Source organism: Roseateles sp. Mitsp63 (assembly GCF_059491535.1).
On the sequence record NZ_CP168509.1, the window covers coordinates 6,102,793 to 6,118,987 of the forward strand.

The 16,195-nt window shown below is 68.6% G+C and carries 17 protein-coding genes and 2 tRNA genes; 7 read left to right on the top strand and 12 right to left on the bottom strand.

The annotated features are described in order from the left end of the window. Positions 1 to 14: 14 nt before the first annotated feature. Entirely contained in the window at positions 15 to 1,136 is a 1,122-nt protein-coding gene (locus tag ACEN96_RS26460; protein WP_495585981.1) for an HDOD domain-containing protein, read from the bottom strand. A gap of 158 nt (positions 1,137 to 1,294) precedes the next feature. Between ACEN96_RS26460 and ACEN96_RS26465 the strand changes: the two genes are divergently transcribed. Then, positions 1,295 to 1,768: a VOC family protein gene (locus ACEN96_RS26465; RefSeq protein WP_495585982.1), complete on the top strand. Its 474-nt coding sequence runs from the start codon at positions 1,295 to 1,297 to the stop codon at positions 1,766 to 1,768. 40 nt (positions 1,769 to 1,808) lie between these two features. Here ACEN96_RS26465 and ACEN96_RS26470 read toward each other — a convergent pair whose 3' ends face one another. From ACEN96_RS26470 to ACEN96_RS26480, 3 genes are read right to left on the bottom strand one after another with little or no spacing between them, the layout of a single operon-like run. Beyond that, positions 1,809 to 2,540: an ABC transporter ATP-binding protein gene (locus ACEN96_RS26470; RefSeq protein ID WP_495585983.1), complete on the bottom strand. Its 732-nt coding sequence runs from the start codon at positions 2,538 to 2,540 to the stop codon at positions 1,809 to 1,811. A gap of 1 nt (position 2,541) precedes the next feature. After that, positions 2,542 to 4,374 (bottom strand): branched-chain amino acid ABC transporter ATP-binding protein/permease, encoded by a 1,833-nt coding sequence (locus tag ACEN96_RS26475; protein WP_495588691.1) that lies wholly within the window; start codon positions 4,372 to 4,374, stop codon positions 2,542 to 2,544. A gap of 25 nt (positions 4,375 to 4,399) precedes the next feature. Beyond that, positions 4,400 to 5,434: a branched-chain amino acid ABC transporter permease gene (locus tag ACEN96_RS26480; protein ID WP_495585984.1), complete on the bottom strand. Its 1,035-nt coding sequence runs from the start codon at positions 5,432 to 5,434 to the stop codon at positions 4,400 to 4,402. 168 nt (positions 5,435 to 5,602) lie between these two features. On the opposite strand from ACEN96_RS26480, the gene ACEN96_RS26485 reads away from it, so the two are divergent. Further along, positions 5,603 to 6,361 carry an enoyl-CoA hydratase/isomerase family protein gene (locus tag ACEN96_RS26485; protein ID WP_495585985.1) on the top strand — a complete coding sequence of 253 codons (759 nt, stop codon included), beginning with the start codon at positions 5,603 to 5,605 and terminating at the stop codon, positions 6,359 to 6,361. A 45-nt stretch (positions 6,362 to 6,406) separates the two neighbouring features. On the opposite strand, the gene ACEN96_RS26490 is transcribed toward ACEN96_RS26485, so the two are convergent. Further along, positions 6,407 to 6,955 (bottom strand): GAF domain-containing protein, encoded by a 549-nt coding sequence (locus ACEN96_RS26490; RefSeq protein ID WP_495585986.1) that lies wholly within the window; start codon positions 6,953 to 6,955, stop codon positions 6,407 to 6,409. 304 nt (positions 6,956 to 7,259) lie between these two features. On the opposite strand from ACEN96_RS26490, the gene ACEN96_RS26495 reads away from it, so the two are divergent. Beyond that, positions 7,260 to 7,499, top strand: a complete 240-nt coding sequence (locus ACEN96_RS26495) for a hypothetical protein (RefSeq protein WP_091728029.1) — start codon at positions 7,260 to 7,262, stop codon at positions 7,497 to 7,499. 84 nt (positions 7,500 to 7,583) lie between these two features. On the opposite strand, the gene ACEN96_RS26500 is transcribed toward ACEN96_RS26495, so the two are convergent. Then, the gene (locus ACEN96_RS26500) at positions 7,584 to 8,144 is read right to left on the bottom strand and encodes a thymidine kinase (protein WP_495585987.1); all 561 of its coding nucleotides are present in this window, start codon (positions 8,142 to 8,144) and stop codon (positions 7,584 to 7,586) included. Between the two features lie 201 nt (positions 8,145 to 8,345). Between ACEN96_RS26500 and ACEN96_RS26505 the strand changes: the two genes are divergently transcribed. The 4 genes from ACEN96_RS26505 to selD all read left to right on the top strand — a co-directional run bounded on the left by ACEN96_RS26505 (position 8,346) and on the right by selD (position 11,288). Continuing rightward, a complete protein-coding gene (locus tag ACEN96_RS26505) occupies positions 8,346 to 8,549 on the top strand; it encodes a hypothetical protein (RefSeq protein WP_091728034.1) in 204 nt (67 codons plus the stop codon). 129 nt (positions 8,550 to 8,678) lie between these two features. Beyond that, a complete protein-coding gene (locus ACEN96_RS26510; protein WP_495585988.1) occupies positions 8,679 to 9,527 on the top strand; it encodes a ProQ/FINO family protein in 849 nt (282 codons plus the stop codon). 25 nt (positions 9,528 to 9,552) lie between these two features. Then, positions 9,553 to 10,200, top strand: a complete 648-nt coding sequence (locus tag ACEN96_RS26515) for a tRNA-uridine aminocarboxypropyltransferase (RefSeq protein ID WP_495585989.1) — start codon at positions 9,553 to 9,555, stop codon at positions 10,198 to 10,200. A gap of 11 nt (positions 10,201 to 10,211) precedes the next feature. Beyond that, entirely contained in the window at positions 10,212 to 11,288 is a 1,077-nt protein-coding gene (gene selD / locus ACEN96_RS26520; protein WP_495585990.1) for a selenide, water dikinase SelD, read from the top strand. A 50-nt stretch (positions 11,289 to 11,338) separates the two neighbouring features. Here the strand turns inward: selD and ACEN96_RS26525 are convergent. The 6 genes from ACEN96_RS26525 to rpsD all read right to left on the bottom strand — a co-directional run bounded on the left by ACEN96_RS26525 (position 11,339) and on the right by rpsD (position 16,010). After that, positions 11,339 to 11,415 (bottom strand) — tRNA-Met (locus ACEN96_RS26525). Between the two features lie 125 nt (positions 11,416 to 11,540). After that, positions 11,541 to 11,617, bottom strand: a tRNA-Met gene (locus ACEN96_RS26530). A gap of 68 nt (positions 11,618 to 11,685) precedes the next feature. Further along, positions 11,686 to 13,581: a protein-disulfide reductase DsbD gene (dsbD, locus tag ACEN96_RS26535; protein WP_495585991.1), complete on the bottom strand. Its 1,896-nt coding sequence runs from the start codon at positions 13,579 to 13,581 to the stop codon at positions 11,686 to 11,688. A gap of 190 nt (positions 13,582 to 13,771) precedes the next feature. Beyond that, positions 13,772 to 14,158 carry a 50S ribosomal protein L17 gene (rplQ, locus tag ACEN96_RS26540; RefSeq protein WP_495585992.1) on the bottom strand — a complete coding sequence of 129 codons (387 nt, stop codon included), beginning with the start codon at positions 14,156 to 14,158 and terminating at the stop codon, positions 13,772 to 13,774. 93 nt (positions 14,159 to 14,251) lie between these two features. Continuing rightward, positions 14,252 to 15,244, bottom strand: a complete 993-nt coding sequence (locus tag ACEN96_RS26545) for a DNA-directed RNA polymerase subunit alpha (protein WP_067278809.1) — start codon at positions 15,242 to 15,244, stop codon at positions 14,252 to 14,254. Positions 15,245 to 15,386: 142 nt separating this feature from the next. Next, a complete protein-coding gene (gene rpsD / locus ACEN96_RS26550) occupies positions 15,387 to 16,010 on the bottom strand; it encodes a 30S ribosomal protein S4 (protein ID WP_343642436.1) in 624 nt (207 codons plus the stop codon). Positions 16,011 to 16,195 lie beyond the last annotated feature (185 nt).

Here is a 16,195-nt window from a genome sequence, read left to right on the forward strand (position 1 = left end):
CGTGCACGAAGGCCTCAGCCTGGGTGGCCCGCGGCGAACTCGCGATCGAGGTCCGCGTAGCAGCGCTGCTGCGCGGCGGACCAGTCGCCCAACTGCGCCGGCTGCAGGCCCGGCTGCATCAACTGACGCAGCGCGACGGCCTGCGCCTGCCGCACCAGGTGCGCGAGCACGGTGGACTCGGCACCGCGCCCGGGCCGCGGCGCCAGCGCCTCGGCCACCTTCGGCGGGAAGCCCCAGTGTTCGACGATCTGCGCCGCCCAGGCCGCCGTCAACGGCAGCAGCTGGCGATGCAGGCCCTCGCGGTCCAATGGCGGCACGGCCGGCGCGGACATGGCGTCCAGCGCGCGCAGCAGCGCCATCAGTCCGAGCTGCGAGCTCAGGCCGGACAGGTAGGCGGAGAACTCATCGTCGCCCGCGTTGGCCAGGCGCATCGTCGCGAGCGCGGTGCGCTCGCTGAGATCCCACAGCAGCGTGCCGGCACGGCTGGCGTACCGGCCCTTGCCCTGATGGAAGATCGGCCGCAGCGCGACGCTCATGACCAGCTGGTTCAGGCCCTGCTGGCCGAGCACCATGACGGCGCCGGACAGGTCGGTGATCTCGCGTTCGGTGCGATAGCGCGGCGAGTTGGCCAATCGCATCAACTCGCCGACCAGGCTGGGATCGCGCGACAGCAGCTGCGCCAGTTCGCCGCCGGAGACGTCCGGGCGGCGCACCAGCCGCATCAGTTGCGGCAGCACCGCGGGCAGGCGCGGCAGCAGGTCGGCCCACTGCGACCCGCGTTGCGCCTGCAGGCGTTGCATCAGCGCCTGCTCGCCCGCCGATGGCGGCACGTCCTTCAGCCGCGACAGGCCCAGCAGCCGGGCGCTGAAATGCAGCCATTCGGGTGAAGCCTCCAGCGTCGGGAAGACCAGTTCGCCGCCGGTGTACACCGCCGTCTGGGTGGACACCAGGCTGGGGCCATGCGAATGCGCCGAGCCCGGCGCCTGCGACGGCGGCGGCGGCATCTCGACCCGTGCGGCGGAGGCGGCGGGCGGTGGCGCGGGCGCCGACGGCGCGCCCTTGCCGGACGGCCGGCGCGGCGATGTCGCGCCGGCGGAGCCGGTCAGCAGCTTTCGGAGGGAGGACAGCAGGGCCATGGTCGGGGGTCGGCGGATTATGGTGGGACACCCCCTTCGGCATGTTTCGGGAACGCCACCGTCCTCCCCCCGAATCAGGGTGTCCGTGGTCCGTGTCGAATCCGTGGCGGGTCATTCGTCGTGTCGATGTGTCCCACCCACCACCGATGGAGAGTCCCATGACCGCTTCCGTTCCCGCCGTGCCGGCCGCCTCCGGCGCCACACCCTACCTGACCATCCGCGGCGCGGCCGCCGCGATCGAGTTCTACCAACGCGTGTTCGATGCGCGGCTGGCACTCCGTCTGGATGCCCCCGATGGCGTCATCCACGCCGAATTGGCCGTCGGCGGCGCCCGCTTCATGCTGACCGAGGAGCGCTCCCACTGCGGCGCGCTCAGCCCGCTGAGCCTGAACGGTTCCGGCGTCTGCATCGTGGTCTACGTGCCCGATGCCGACGCCACCGTGAAGGCGGCCGAAGGCGCCGGCGCGAAGGTCGAGATGCCGGTGGCCGACCAGTTCTGGGGCGATCGCATGGGACAGATCGTCGATCCGTACGGCCACAAGTGGATGGTGGCCACCCACAAGGAGGACGTGTCCGAGGTGCAGCTCAAGGAGCGCCTCGCGAAGATGTTCGCCGAAGGCCAGCCGCGCTGACGAGGGTTCCCAGGCGCGCGGACGGCGCCTGGATCCGCCTTCAGTGGGGCGGGCGGCTCGCCCCCAGGTAGGTCTCGATCACCCGTGGATCCTTCGCGAGATCGGCGGCGGCCCCCTCCAGGGCGATCTCGCCGGTCTCCAGCACATAGCCGTAGTCGGCCACCTCCAGCGCGGCGCGCGCGTTCTGCTCAATCAGCAGGATGGAGACGCCGGCGTCGCGCAGCTGGGCGACGATGCGGAACACCTCCTTCACGATGAGCGGCGCGAGCCCGAGGCTGGGCTCGTCGAGCATCAGCAGCTTGGGCCGCGCCATCAGCGCGCGGCCGACCGCGAGCATCTGGCGCTCGCCGCCGGAGAGCGTGCCGGCGAGCTGGGCGCGGCGCTCCTTCAGCCGGGGGAACAGCGCGTAGACGCGCTCCAGCTCGTCGCGCCACCCCTTGACGCCCATGCGCATCGGCCGGAAGCCGCCCAGCACCAGGTTGTCCTCGACCGACATCGTGGTGAACAGCTCGCGCTTCTCGGGCACCAGCGCGAGGCCCTTCATCACGCGCTCCTCGAGGCCCAGGCCGTTGACGTCCTCGCCATCGAAGATCACCCGCCCCCGCGCCGGCAGCACGCCCATCAGCGCATTCAGCGTCGTGCTCTTGCCCGCGCCGTTCGGCCCGATCACCGTGACCACCTCGCCCTGGCGCAGCCGCAGGTCCAGGCCGGTCAGCACCTCGGCGCGGCCGTAGCCGGCCTGCAATCCGCTGACCTTCAGCAACTCGCTCATGTCAGTGTTCCGTTCCCAGGTAGGCCGCGCGCACCTCGGGGCTCGCCTGCACCTCGGCCGGCGTGCCCTCGATCAGCTTGGTGCCGAACTCCATCACGACGATGCGATCGGTCAGGCCCATCACGAAGTCCATGTCGTGCTCGACCAGCAGAATGCTCATGCCCTCGGCGCGCAGCTGCCGCAGCACGGCCGCCAGCGCCTGTTTCTCCTTGTGGCGCAGGCCGGCGGCCGGCTCGTCGAGCAGCAGCAGCGACGGATCGCTGCACAGCGCCCGCGCGATCTCCATCAGCCGCTGCGGCCCGAGCGCCAGGTTGCCCGCGAGCTCATGCAGATGGTCCTGCATGCCGATGCGGCACAGCTGGGTCTCGGCCTCGGCGAACAGGCGTCGTTCCTCGGCCCGGTCCAGCCGCAGCATCGCCCGCGCCGTCCCGCTGCGCGAGCGCAGGTAGCCGCCCAGCGCGACGTTCTCGAGCACCGTCATGTCCGCGATCATCTTCACGTGCTGGAAGGTGCGCGACAGGCCCAGCCGCGCGATCCGCCGCGACGGCAGACCGGCGATGGACTCGCCGGCGAAGCGCAGCGTGCCGCCGCTCGCGGGCAGCACGCCGGAGACCAGGTTGAAGGTCGTCGACTTGCCGGCGCCGTTGGGGCCGATCAGGCCCATGATCTCGCCGGCCCGCAGTTCGAAGCTGACGTCGTTCACCGCCACCAGGCCGCCGAACTGCTTGCGCAGCTTCTCGACCCGCAGCAGCACCGAGCCGGGCGCCGGCTTCGGACGCGACGCGAGCGGCTCGGCGCCGTCCCAGTCCCGCGCGCGCGGCGGCGCCGGCCACCAGCGCGCGAGCGCCGACTGCAGCGTCGGCCACAGGCCCTTGGGCGCGTACTTCAGCATCAGCACCAGCACGACGCCGAGCACGATGATCTCGAAGTTGCCGTTGCTGCCCAGCAGGCGCGGCAGCAGCTCCTTGAGCTGGTCCTCGATGACCTTGAACACGCCCGCGCCGACGAAGGCGCCCCACACGCTGGACACGCCGCCGACCACGGCCATGAACAGGTACTCGATGCCCATCTTCAGGCCGAAGGGACTGGGGTTCACGGTGCGCTGCACATGCGCGAACAGCCAGCCCGACACGGCCGCGAGCAGCGCCGCGATCAGGAAGACCACGACCTTGTAGCGGAAGGTCGAGACGCCCATCGATTCGGCCATCACCGTGGCGCCGCCCAGCGCGCGGATCGCGCGGCCCGGGCGCGAGTCCAGCAGGTTGCGCACGGCGATCGCGCCGAGCAGCGCCAGCAGCCAGATCAGGTAGTAGATCGCCCGCCCGTCGGCCAGGCTCATGCCGAAGAGCTCGATCGCCGGCACGCCCAGCAGGCCGTCGTACTTGCCCAGCGACTCCAGGTTGGCGATGGTGAAGTTCAGGCTCAGCGCCCAGGCGATCGTCGCGAGCGGCAGGTAATGGCCGGACATGCGCAGCGTGATCAGCGCCAGCACCAGCGCGATGGCCAGCGTGATCGCGAGGCCGGCGGCCAGGCCGATCCACGGCGACAGCCCGTAGCGCGCGCTCAGCAGCGCGGTCGTGTAGGCGCCCACGCCGACGAAGGCGGCCTGCCCGAACGACGTCAGGCCGCCGACGCCGGTGAGCAGCACCAGGCCCAGTGCGACGAGCGCGAACATGCCGATGTAGTTCAGCTGCGTGATCCAGAACTCGGGCACCGGCAGCAGGGGCAGCAGCGCGATCGCGGCGAGCAGGATCGCCGGTACGGCGCGGCGGGACCAGCGGTTCGAGGCGGGCGGCACGGCGGGCGTGGCGGTGCCGGCGGGGGAGGCCTTCATGGCGGCGGCTCGATCGGTGCTCACGTCAATGCTCCTCGTGGTGCGGATCGCGCCAGCTGCGCCACAGCAGCACCGGGAGGATGGAAGTGAAGACGATGACCTCCTTGAAGGCGCTGGCCCAGAAGGAGCTGAACGACTCGATCAGGCCCACCAGCAAGGCGCCGAGCGCCGCGCCGGGATAGCTCGACAGGCCCGCGAAGACCGCCGCCACGAAGCCCTTGAGGCCGATCAGGAAGCCGCTGTCGTAGAAGATCGTCGTGGTCGGGCTGATGAGGATGCCGGACAGCGCGCCGATGAAAGCCGCGAGCGTGAACGACAGCCGGCCCGCCGAGGTGCTGGAGATGCCCATCAGCCGCGCCCCGAGCCGGTTGACCGCCGTCGCTCGCAGCGCCTTGCCGTAGAGGCTGCGCTCGAAGAACAGCCACAGCGCGACGATCAGCGCGGCCGAGGCCATCACGATGATCAGCGTCTGGCCCGAGAACATCAGCGGCCCGGCCGAATAGCTCGCCTCCCAGAAGCTCGGGTTGCGCGAGCCTTCGGCGCCGAAGAACACCAGGCCCAGGCCGGTCAGCGCGAAGTGCACGCCGACCGAGACGATCAGCAGCACCAGCACCGAGGCATCGGCCAGCGACTGGTAGGCGAGCCGGTACAGCAGCCCGCCCATCGGCGTGACGATGGCCAGCGTGAGCAGCGCTTGCGCCATCAGCGGCAGTTGCATCGGCGCCAGTGCCATCGCGGCCAGGCCGATGACGACGCCAGGCAGCGCGCGCAGCGCGATCGGCCGCCATTGCGCCGGAAGCCGCCCGGCGCGCGCGGCGGCCACCAGGTCCAGCACCGCGGTGAGCAGCGCCATCGCGATCAGGAAATGCACCGTCATCGGCGTGCGGCCGAGCTGCAGGCCCGCCAGCGTCAGCGCGCCAAAGGCGACGAACTCCCCCTGAGGAATGAAGATCACCCGCGTGACCGCGAACACGAGGACCAGGGCCAGGGCCAGCAGCGCGTAGATCGCGCCATTGGTGACTCCGTCCAGCACCAGGATGCTTGCAATCGCGCCGTCCACCTTGTCTCCATCTCCGAGGTTGCGCGACCGACTCTAGCGGCAAGCCCTGGGCGTTCCGTCAGTGGATGCCGCATTGACAATTCGTCAGGGATTAAGCCGACCGGTCGGTCGAAGTTGAGCGCGTGACCGCGGTTCGTGGCCGGCGCGCCTTCGCTAGACTGCGCCGCCATGCCCCACCACCTCCCTTCGCTGACGATCGACGGCGCGCTCGCGACGGTCACGCTGCGCCGGCCGCATGTCGCCAACCGGCTCGAACTGATCGACCTGCAGACGCTGCAGGCCCATCTGCGCCAGATCGACGCGACGCCCGCCGTGCGCGTGCTGCTGCTGCGCGCCGAAGGCCGGCATTTCTGCAGCGGCTTCAACATCGACGCGGTGCCCGGCGTGGACGCGGGCGCGCTCTTCGAGGCGCTCGCCGATGCCTGGGAGCAGGCCAGGCCGGTGACCGTCGCGGCGATCCAAGGCGGCGTGTATGGCGGCGCCACCGACCTCGCGCTGGCCTGCGATTTCCGGCTCGGCGTGCGGCGCTGCGAGATGTTCGTGCCCGCGGCGCGGCTGGGGCTGCACTTCTATCGCGGCGGCATGGAGCGCTACGTCAACCGGCTGGGGCTGTCGATGGCCAAGCGGGTGCTGCTCGCCTGCGAGACCTTCGATGCCCAGGCGATGCGCGATGGCGGGTTCCTCGACCAGTTGCTGGAGGATGGCCCGGCGCTCGAGGCGGCGGTCGATGCGCTCTGCGAGCGGCTGTGCGGCTACGCGCCGCTCGCGCTGGCCGGCATGAAGAAGCACTTGAACGCGATCGCCAACGGGCGGCTCGACGTGCAGGCGCTGCGCGCGGACATCGCGGTGTCGAACGGGTCGGAGGATCTCGCCGAGGGCGTGCGCGCCTGGCAGGAGAAACGCGCGCCGAAGTTCGTCGGGCGCTGAATCGGAGAGGCGCCCTTCCCGCTGCAGGTCGTGGCAGCCAGCCGTTCAGACGGTTTCGAGTTCGTGTCGCAGGCCGTGCAGGTGCAGGCAGGCCTTGGCGGTGGCGCGGCGCAGGTCGAGCTCCTCGCGACGGGTCCAGACGCGGGCCTCGTCGCGCTGTCCCAGCGCGAGCACGCCCACGGTCCTTCCGTTGATCTGGCCGCTGACATCGAGCATCGCGCGCCAGGTCGGCGGCGAAGACAGCGCGCTCAAGCGCGGATCGACCCGCGCATCGGCGCAGTTGAAGACGCCCTCCTGCAGCAGCGCGTCGAAGTAGCCTTCATAGGCGCGTTGCTCGCAGACCGGGCTCTGATGACTGGGGCCGTCGGTCGCGTGCGCGCCCAGGCAGCGCAGCCGGTAATCACCGGGCTCGCCGTCCAGCAGCCAGAGGCTGGCGTGCGAGCAGCGGAAGTGCTCGCACAGGGCCTGGCTGACGGCACGGGCGTAGCCCTCGGCAACGGTCTCGAGGCCGCTGTCCCGGCTTTCGGTGGCTGGCCATGCCATGTCCTGGCTGGCCGCCCTCATGGTGGCAAACAGCCCGTCGATCCTGTCCATCGATGCGCTCGCTCCCTGATGTGTCTTTGTCATTGACGCCACCGTGAAACGGCGCGAAGGGCGGATTCTAGGTGTTTTCCCTAGATCACGCCAAACCACCCGAATGGGCGAGAGCGGGCGCCGCGGCAGGCGCTGAATGTCTCCTGCCGCCGATTTGGGCGACCTTCGCGCGAGGTCATTAGCGATGCCCCGGTACGAGGAGGGCTCGGCTTATAGGAAAATACGGGTTTCGCCGTCTGCCCCTGGGGGGAACTTGGGGTGGCCGGCGCGGCATTTCATACTCTTATTCAGGATCAGGATCAGCGTGGCCAAGGATACGACCAAGACGACCATCGAAGCCGATGGTTTGCGCTATCGCTCTAAAGCTCCCGGTTCGCCGTTCGCGGCGACCTCTTCGTTTGGCGCGGCGACCATGTCGTGCTTCCTCTGCGGCAAGCATCGCCCCCGCGCGCTGCTGAAGTCCCGCAAGCTGCTGGGCAAGTCCCAGCCAGTCTGCGCGCCGTCCTGCAAGGAACTGGAAGAGCAGCTGGCAACGAAGAAGTAAGCCCAGGCTCACACGGCGCCGGGCCAGGCCGCAGGGCATGGCTCCGGCGCCGCGTTCGTTTGAGCGTTCGCTGCGGAGACCGGGTCAGGACGCCCGGAAGCAGCGCCCACAGACCGCGCGGTAACGGGAGTTGCCGCCGATCTCCACTTGCGCGCCCTCGGTCAGCTTGCGGCCGGCAGCGTCGACGCGCATGTTCATCGTGGCCTTGCGGCCGCAGTCGCAGATGGTCTTCATCTCGTCCATCTCGTCGGCCAGCGCCAGCAACACCGCCGATCCGGTGAAGAGTTCCCCCCGGAAGTCGGTCCGCAGCCCGTAGCAGATGACGGGCACGTGGCGCATGTGGGCGATCTCGTGCAGCGACCACACCTGATCCTGGGTCAGGAACTGCGCCTCGTCGACCAGGATGCAGGCAATGGCCGGCGACTGCGTGATCAGCGCGCGGAAGTCCGTCTGGGCGTTGAACACCTCCGCCACCCGCTGCGGTCCCAGCCGCGAGGTGATGAAGCCCTTCCCATACCGGTCGTCGACCCCCGCCGTGAAGAGACGCACCGCATGGCCGCGCTCCTCATAGTTGTGCGCCACCTGCAGCAACGCGGTGGATTTGCCGGCATTCATCGCGGCATAGCGGAAAAACAGTTTGGCCATGGTCCTGGGACGCCCGAAGCGCCGGGCAAGCGGGCGATTGTCGGCGCAAACGCCGCCGTTCGTCGGGTGACGCTTTCACCCCCGGGCAAGCGATGTAGCGGGCGGTCACATGCCCCACCTAATATGGATCGAGAGGGAATCGAGGCGCCGCCGGGACACGACCCCGCCGGCGCGACCAAGAGCGCCAAGCGAAGCGAGACCATGAGCAAAGACACCAGCACCGCCGTTCGGGAAGACGGCCTGCGCTACGCCTCCAAGCTGGGAGGGTCGCCGTTCCAGGGCAGCGGCCAGACCCGTTCCTGCTTCAAGTGCGGACGCCACCGTCCCCCGAGCAGCCTGCAGTCCAAGCGCATCCTGGGCCGGACCGAACTGGTCTGCAAGCCCGCCTGCGAACCGAAGACCTGATTCCCCCTCACGGCGGGCGCCATCAGGCAGGACGGGCGCCCACCGTCGATCGGCGCGAATTGCCACGCCCGCGCGGCTATGGGCACAATCCCCCTTTTTCCCGAAGGCCGGCCCCGCGCCGCTTGATGCATGTCCTCCAGCACCCCGCCGCAAGGCGAAGTGACCTCCCCCCAGTCCCCCCATCCGAAGGCCCCCGCCGCCGAAGCCGTTGATGCGACGCCGGCCGACGTGGCGCCGGACGCCGCTTCGCCCGAGGCTGGCGAGTCGCCGATCGTGGCGGACACGGCCCCCACGCCGGCCAGCGCGACCGCGAAGGCCGACGGCCGCGTCGACGTCCAGGCGGTCGCCGCGAAGCTGAAGGAACTGTTCCCGGCGCTGTTCGGTGGCGGCGCCAAGCCGCTGAAGCTGCGCGTCCAGGCCGATATCCAGGAGCGCGCGCCCGGGCAATTCACCAAGGCCCAGTTGTCGGCCTTCCTGCGCCGCTACACCGGCGGCACCGGCTACCTGATCGCGCTGACACGCGCCAAGACCCGCTTCGACCTGGACGGCCAGCCGGCGGGCGAACTCAGCGACGAGCACCGCAACGCCGCCCAGGAAGAGCTGACCCGCCGCAGAGGCATCACCGAGGCCCGCCGCGCCGAGGAAGACCGCGGCCGCCTGGAACGCGCCCAGCTGCTGCGCGACTTCTCCCGCACGACGCTGACACCGGCGAATTTCTGCGCGCTGAAGGGCCTGACACAGGAAGCGCTGGACGCCCAGCTCAAGCTGGCCCGGGAGGAAGAAGCGCAGCAACCGCCCCGGCCCGAGCGAAACGACCGCCCGCCGCGTGGCGGTGACCATCGCCGCGGCGGCCCGCGCGGCGAAGGCCGGCCCGGCGGTCCGGGCCAAGGTCCGCGTGGCGATCGTGGCGACCAGCCCCGCCGCGAAGGCGCCGGCCGCCCCAACGACGGGCGCAAACCTCAACGTCCGCCTCGCTGACGTCACGCTGACCCAATCCCCCTTGATGACGGCCACCTCGATCAATCCCGGTGGCGGCACCCGCGGTCGACGGCCCCTTTGCGAGGGATGCCGTCGGCCGCTTTCTGCTTGCTGGTGCGCCTGCGTCCGGCTCGTCGAGAACCGGTCTCCGTTGCTGATCCTCCAGGATCCCGGCGAGGCGGAGCAGGCCAAGGGCACGGCCGCGCTGCTGGCCCGCTGTCTCGGCCAAGCCGAGTTGCGCGTCGGCGAACGATTCGAAGCCCCAGCGTCGGTGGAGGGCTTGGTCCTGCTGTATCCCGAAACGCCGGGGAACGTCACGCTTGCGACGCCAGCGCCCTGGCTTGCCGGCCCTTCGTCATCGGCCCGCGCGGTGACGCTGATCGCGCTCGATGGCACCTGGCGCCGCAGCCGGCGCCTGCTCCATCTCAACCCCTGGTTGCAGACCTTGCCTCGTCTGGCGCTGGATGCGCCGCCACCGTCCCGTTACCGGATCCGCAAGGCGCAAGCGCCCCTGCAGCGGAGCACGCTCGAGGCCTGTGCCCTTGCTTTGGCCGCGATCGACGGCGACGAGGCGCGCTATGCGCCGCTCTGGGACGCGATGGATGATTTCGTCGCCTTGCAGCAGCGCTTGGCCGACGCCCCTCCCCCGCGTGGAGGAGGCGGCGCGCGGTAAGCTGCGGCGCCATGAACACCCCCCTCGAATCCACTGCCTCAGGTACTGAACCGCGCCTGACCTCGCTGTCGCATGGTGGCGGTTGCGGCTGCAAGATCGCGCCCGGCGTGCTGTCCGAGATCCTCAAGGGCACCAGCGCGCTGCCGGTGCCGAAGGAGCTGCTCGTCGGCATCGAGACAGCCGACGACGCCGCCGTCTACCGCCTCAACGACGAGCAGGCACTGATCGCGACCACCGACTTCTTCATGCCGATCGTCGACGACCCGCATGACTTCGGCCGCATCGCCGCCACCAATGCCATCAGCGACGTCTACGCCATGGGCGGCACCCCCATCATGGCGCTCGCGCTGGTCGGCATGCCGATCTCGGTGCTGAGCACCGGCACGATCGGACGAATCCTCGAGGGCGGCGCGTCGGTCTGCCGCGAGGCGGGAATCCCCATCGCCGGCGGCCACACGATCGATTCCGTCGAGCCGATCTACGGGCTGGTCGCGCTCGGCCTGGTCCACCCTTCCCGCATCAAGCGCAATGCCGACGCCAAGCCCGGCGACGTGTTGGTGCTGGGCAAGGCGCTGGGCGTGGGGGTGATGTCGGCGGCGTTGAAGAAGGGTCAGCTCGACGATGCGTCCTATCGACGGATGCTCGCGACGACCACCCAGCTCAACACACCGGGGCCGGCGCTGGCCGCGCTGGACGGCGTGCATGCGCTCACGGATGTCACTGGCTTCGGGCTGGCAGGCCACGCCTTGGAGATCGCGCGTGGATCGGCCTGCACCGTGGAGATCGATTGGTCCGCGGTGCCGCTGCTGGAGGGCGTCCGCGCGCTGGCGGGCGAGGGATTCGTGACCGGCGCCTCCGGAAGGAACTGGGCCGCCTATGGCTCGGAGGTGGCGCTCGGGAGCGGCCTGCCACTGGAGGCTCAGGCGCTCCTGAGCGATCCGCAGACCAGCGGCGGCTTGCTGGTGTCCTGTGCGCCGGAAAGCGCGGACCAGGTGCTCGCCATCTTCAAGCAGCATGGCTTCGATGCGGCGAGCGTCGTGGGCCGCGTGGTCGCGCGGACCGGCGGGGAGAAGCTCCGCATCGCTTGAAGGCGACGCGCCAAAAACAAAGGGCCCTCGCGAGAGGGCCCTTGTTCGATTGGTTGCGGGGGCCGGATTTGAACCGACGACCTTTGGGTTATGAGCCCAACGAGCTACCAGACTGCTCCACCCCGCGGCTGTGTTTTCCGCGTAGATCGACTTGTGAGCCGATCCTGCTTTTCGTCGATCGCATCGCACGCGGCCAAGGCACTTCGTGTCGATCCGATCAACAACGCCGTCAGATGACGGCGTTCGATGTTCTGGTTGCGGGGGCCGGATTTGAACCGACGACCTTTGGGTTATGAGCCCAACGAGCTACCAGACTGCTCCACCCCGCGATCGAAGAAAGAGAGTGTAGCACGGAATGGGTCACTGTCTCAACTTCCGGCGACCGTCTTCATGAGAATCAGAGACCGGCCGCTTGCAGCGATTGCAGGAAGCGGTCCGCGTCCTGGAAACCGATCACCCGCACGCCGGCTAGTTCATCGCCCTTCGGGTCGAAGAAGATCGTCCCGGGCGGTCCGAACAGCTTGAAGCGCTTGAGCAGCTCGCGATCCTCGGCGTTGTTGGCCGTCACGTCGGCCTTGAGCAGCAACGCGCCGCCCAGCTTCGCTTGCACGCGCGCGTCGGTGAACGTGAAGCGCTCCATCTCCTTGCAGGACACGCACCAGTCGGCATAGAAGTCCAGCATCACCGGCCGGCCCGCGGAGCGCAACGCCTGGTCGAGTTCCGCCACGCTCGAGATCTTGCGGAAGCCGATCGCCGGCGTTTCCGACGCCGCGGCGGCCACGCCCGCCTTGCCGGGTCCGACCACGCCGGCCAACGGCTTCAGCGTGTCGGTTCCGCCGGCGGCGACGCCGATGAACTGCGCCACGCCAAACACCATCGCCGCGACGGCGGCACTCTTGCGCAGCCACACTCGCGGCGTGTTCGCGTCGGTGCGCTGGAACAAGCCCAGCAGCGCCGCCAGCGCGATCAGCAGCGCTCCCCACAGCAGTTGCGCGATCACCGGCGTCAGCACGGGCTGAACGATCCACAACGCCACGGACAGGAGCAGCAGACCGAAGAAGTACTTGACGGTCTCCATCCAAGGTCCGGCGCGCGGCAGCAGCGTGCCGGCCGACAGCCCCAGCAACAACAGCGGCACGCTCATGCCCCAGGCGAGCGCGAACAGCGCCAGGCCGCCGACGGCCACGTTGCCGGTTTGGCTGATGTAGAGCAACGCGCCAGCGAGCGGCGCGGCCACGCACGGGCTGACGATCAGCGCGGAGAGCCCGCCCATCACGAACACGCTGACGAACTTGCCGGCCGGCAGACGTTGTGTTGCATCGGACACGCCGCCGGTGAAGCGGCTGGGCAACTGGATCTCATAGACCCCGAACATCGACAGCGAGAAGCCCACCAGGAGCAGCGCGAAAAGCGTCAGCACCCAGGGTTTCTGCAAGTAGGCCGCCAGGCCGCCCCCCGCCAGCCCCGCGGCCACGCCCAGCGCGGTGTACAGGAGCGCCATGCCCAGCGAATAGCTGAACGCCAGGAAGAAGCCCCGAGCCCGCGACGGCGCCTGGCCCTGCCCGACGATGATCGACGAGAGGATCGGCAACATCGGTAGCACGCACGGCGTCAACGACAGCAGCATGCCGGCGGCGAAGAAGCCGCCGATGATCAGCCACAGACGGCCTGACGCCAGGACCGCGTCCAGGGGCGAGCCTGTGGAGCTCGCCGCCGTCGTCGGCGCAGCGTCCGGAGCTTTCGAGACTGCAGCCTCCGCGGGCGTCGACGCGACCGCGTTCGCCAGGCCGAAGCCGCTCAGCGCATCGGGCGCGGCGCCTATCTTCACCTCGCCGTTTCCACCGAAGCCCTTGAGGCCAAGCGTCAATTGGCTCTTCATGGGCGGGTAGCACAGCCCCTTGTCCGCGCAGCCCTGCCCCGTCAGCACCAGCTTCAGCGGCGCCGCCTCGAGCGCCTCGACCGGCACCTTGATGCTCAGATGCTCGCGATAGGTCTCGACTTCCTTCTGGAAGGTCTCGTCGAACTTGCGCTTGGGCGCCGGCCAGGCGATATCGCCGAGCTTGCCGCCGGCAGGCTCCAACTTGAACTGGTCCCGGTACATGTAATAGCCCGGCGCGATCGTGAAGTTCACCTGGAACTCACGATCCCCGGTCAACTGCACGTCGACCTTGAAGGCCTGTTCGGGATCGAGAAAGTCGTCGGCGCGGGCGGGACCGGCCGTCATGCCCGCCGCCAGGGTCAACAGAAGGAACAGCGCGGGCAACAGACGTCGCATCAGGGCAGGAAGGGTCATGAACGCGGGACGCCTGCGGGCTCGTGGCCCGGATCGTCTGAGGATCGGAAAGGCGCGAAGCTTAGCGCCAAGCGGGCAGCATGACATTCGACAGGCACGATCCCCGGCCTCTCGTGCGCGTATCGCGGATACACAAGAAAAAAGGCCAGCATCGCTGCTGGCCTTTTCAATGCGCGGGGCGCGTCGCCGATTACTCGGCGGCTTCGCCTTCGGCCGCTTCCGGACGATCCACCAGCTCGACGTACGCCATCGGGGCGTTGTCGCCGACGCGGAAGCCCATCTTCAGGATGCGCGTGTAGCCGCCCGGACGGGTGGCGAAACGGGGGCCCAGCTCGTTGAACAGCTTGACGACGATGTCACGATCGCGCAGGCGGTTGAACGCCAGACGACGGTTCGCGAGCGTCGGCTCCTTGGCCAGGGTGATCAGCGGCTCGACGATGCGGCGCAGTTCCTTGGCCTTGGGCAGCGTGGTCTTGATCGCTTCGTGTTGCAGCAGCGAAACCGCCATGTTGCGGAACATCGCGGCGCGGTGTTCGCTGGTACGGTTCAGCTTGCGAAGGCCATTACGGTGGCGCATGGTGCTTTCCTTTCCTTCAGTTATTGCCGGCAGCCGGATCAGGTACTGCCGGGGGCACCGGGCGAGTCGTCAGACCCGCCCTCTTTCAAAAAATCAACGCTTGTCGAGACCTTGGGGCGGCCAGTTCTCGAGACGCGAGCCCAGGGTCAGGCCGCGCGAGGCGAGCACTTCCTTGATCTCGTTGAGCGACTTGCGACCCAGGTTCGGGGTCTTCAGCAACTCGGTCTCGGTACGCTGGATCAGGTCACCGATGTAGTAGATGTTCTCGGCCTTCAGGCAGTTGGCCGAGCGCACGGTCAGTTCGAGCTCGTCGACCGGACGCAGCAGGATCGGATCGAAGCTGCTGGAGCGGGCCGCCGGAGCCTGGTCGAAGACGTCGACCAGATCCGTGCCTTGCAGTTGGGCGAAGACGGCCATCTGCTCGACCAGGATCTTGGCCGAGGCGCGGATCGCTTCCTCGGGGCTGATCGCACCGTTGGTCTCGATCTCCATGACCAGCTTGTCCAGGTCGGTACGCTGCTCGACGCGGGCATTCTCGACGGCGTAGCTGACGCGCTTGACCGGGCTGAACGAGGCGTCCAGCACGATGCGGCCGATGGCCTTGGTCGGCTCGTCGCCGTAGCGGCGCATGTTGCCGGGCACGTAGCCGCGGCCCTTCTCGACCTTGATCTGCATGTCCAGCTTGCCGCCTTGCGACAGGTGGGCGATGACATGATCAGGGTTGATGATCTCGACGTCGTGCGGGGTCTGGATGTCGGCGGCGGTGACCGGGCCTTCGCCTTCCTTGCGCAGGACTAGGGTCACTTCTTCACGGTTGTGCAGGCGGAACACCACGCCCTTGAGGTTCAGCATGATGTGAACCACGTCTTCCTGCACGCCGTCGATGGCGGAGTACTCGTGCAGCACGCCCGCGATCGTCACCTCCGTCGGCGCATAACCCACCATCGAGGACAGCAGCACACGGCGCAGGGCGTTGCCCAGGGTGTGGCCATAGCCGCGTTCGAACGGCTCCAGGATCACCTTGGCGCGATGACCGCCCAGGGGCTCCACAGTGATGGATTTGGGTTTGAGCAGATTCGTTTGCATGAGGTCTTTCTTTCAATACCCTCGGTTCGTTACACCGATAAGGCTGAGGGACCAACCAGGCGCGCCCCACAACAGCTGACGGCGCCCGGACGAGGAAAAGCCGAGCAGGCCCTTGCAGGGCCGCTCGGCAGGCAAGAAAGAATTAACGCGAGTACAACTCAACGATCAGCGACTCGTTGATCTCGGCGCCGAACTCGTCGCGGTCCGGGGTCTTCTTGAAGATGCCTTCCATCTTGGTGGCATCGACCGCCACCCAGGCCGGCAGGCCGATGGACTCGGCCAGCTTCAGGCTGTCGACGATGCGCAGCTGCTTCTTGGCCTTTTCGCGGACGGCGACCACGTCACCGGCCTTCACCAGGTAAGACGCGATGTTCACGACCTGGCCGTTCACCGTGATGCTCTTGTGCGAGACCAGTTGGCGGGCTTCCGCGCGGGTCGAGCCAAAGCCCATGCGATAGACGACGTTGTCCAGACGCGATTCCAGCAGGACCAGCAGGTTCACGCCGGTCGAGCCCTTGCGGCGCTCGGCTTCAGCGAAGTAGCGGCGGAACTGACGCTCCAGCACGCCATACATGCGCTTGACCTTCTGCTTCTCGCGCAGCTGCAGACCGAAGTCAGAGGTACGCTGGCCCGAGGTGCGGCCGTGCTGGCCAGGCTTCGTGTCGAACTTGGCCTTGTCGCTGATGGCGCGGCGGGCGCTCTTCAGGAACAGGTCAGTGCCTTCACGGCGGGAGAGTTTGGCCTTCGGGCCGAGATAACGTGCCACTTTGCGTGTCCTTCATCAATCTGACGCGCGCACGGAGAGATCCATGCAGCGCGCGAGTCCGGCCAGTGTTTTTGTAGGCTCGGACGGTGGGCTTCAAGAAGTCGGTGACTTCAGCGAGGCCAGCGTTGCCACTGGCTTCCTTGGAGACAGCGTTTCCGCCTGTCTCAGCAAAACGGCCGGCTGGC